At 73.5% G+C, this 1,588-nt stretch carries 1 protein-coding gene; it reads left to right on the top strand.

The features are described from left to right. The first annotated feature begins 153 nt into the window (after positions 1-153). Positions 154-1,587 (top strand): argininosuccinate lyase, encoded by a 1,434-nt coding sequence (gene argH, locus ACFU74_RS37245; protein WP_380764572.1) that lies wholly within the window; start codon positions 154-156, stop codon positions 1,585-1,587. Position 1,588: the final 1 nt, after the last annotated feature.

Here is a 1,588-nt window from a genome sequence, read left to right as displayed (position 1 = left end):
GATCCGTACCCGAACCACCTCGCCCCTCCCCCGGTCCCGGGGGGGGGGGGGGCGGCGGGGGGCGGCGCGCGCGCCGGCGGGGGGCGGCGGGCCGCCCCCGGCCGGGGCCGGCCCCCCACCCTCCCTTCCCGCACGTCAGTCAAGGAGCCAGCGATGTCCGCCGACCAGAACGCCTCCGGTGGCGACGTCCGCCTCTGGGGCGCCCGTTTCGCCGACGGCCCGTCCGAAGCCCTGGCCAGGCTCTCCGCCTCGGTGCACTTCGACTGGCGCCTCGCCCCCTACGACATCGCCGGCTCCAAGGCCCACGCCCGCGTCCTGCACAAGGCCGGCCTGCTCGACGACGGCGAACTCGCCGCGATGCACGACGGACTCGACCGGCTCCTCGCCGACGTCGAGGCCGGCACCTTCACCGGCACCATCGCCGACGAGGACGTCCACACCGCCCTGGAGCGCGGCCTGCTGGAGCGCCTCGGCCCCGACCTCGGCGGCAAGCTGCGGGCCGGCCGCTCCCGCAACGACCAGATCGCCACCCTCTTCCGGATGTACCTGCGGGACCACGCGAAGACCATCGGCGGCCTGCTGCTCGACTTCCAGCACGCCCTGGTCGGCCTCGCCGAGGCCCACCCGGACACCGCCATGCCGGGCCGCACCCACCTCCAGCACGCCCAGCCCGTGCTCTTCGCCCACCACGTCCTCGCGCACGTGCAGGCCCTCGGCCGGGACGCCGAGCGGCTGCGCCAGTGGGACACCCGCACCGCCGTCTCCCCCTACGGCTCCGGTGCGCTGGCCGGCTCCTCGCTCGGCCTCGACCCGCAGGCCGTCGCCGCCGACCTCGGCTTCGAGGGCGGCTCGGCCGGCAACTCCATCGACGGCACCGCCTCGCGCGACTTCGTCGCCGAATTCGCCTTCGTCACCGCGATGATCGGGATCAACCTCTCCCGGATCGCGGAGGAGGTGATCATCTGGAACACCAAGGAGTTCGGCTTCATCACGCTGCACGACGCCTTCTCCACCGGCTCGTCGATCATGCCGCAGAAGAAGAACCCCGACATCGCCGAACTCGCCCGCGGCAAGTCCGGCCGGCTCATCGGCAACCTCACCGGCCTGCTCGCCACCCTCAAGGCCCTCCCGCTCGCCTACAACCGCGACCTCCAGGAGGACAAGGAGCCGGTCTTCGACTCCTGCGACACCCTCGAAGTCCTGCTGCCCGCCTTCACCGGCATGATGGCCACCCTCACCGTCCACCGCGAGCGCCTGGAGGAGCTCGCCCCGGCCGGCTTCTCCCTCGCCACCGACATCGCCGAATGGCTCGTCAAGCAGGGCGTGCCGTTCCGCGTCGCCCACGAGGTCGCCGGCGCCTGCGTCAAGGAGTGCGAGGCGCACGGAATCGAGCTCGCCGACCTGACGGACGCGCAGTTCGCCGACATCTCCGAGCACCTCACCCCCGAGGTGCGCACCGTGCTCAGCGTCCACGGCGCGATCGCCGCCCGCAACGGCCGCGGCGGCACCGCCCCCGAGGCCGTCGCCGTCCAGCTCACCGAGGTCAAGGCCGACCTCGCCGCCCAGCAGGAGTGGGTGAGCGGCTGAC

This window comes from Kitasatospora sp. NPDC057500, assembly GCF_042802195.1.
Lineage (GTDB): Bacteria > Actinomycetota > Actinomycetes > Streptomycetales > Streptomycetaceae > Kitasatospora.
This window is presented reverse-complemented; position numbering and strand designations above follow the sequence as displayed.

Excerpts from the sequence above, each read along its gene's own strand:
- argH (WP_380764572.1), top strand. The coding sequence starts at position 154 with ATGTCCGCCGACCAGAACGCCTCCGGTGGCGACGTCCGCCTCTGGGGC.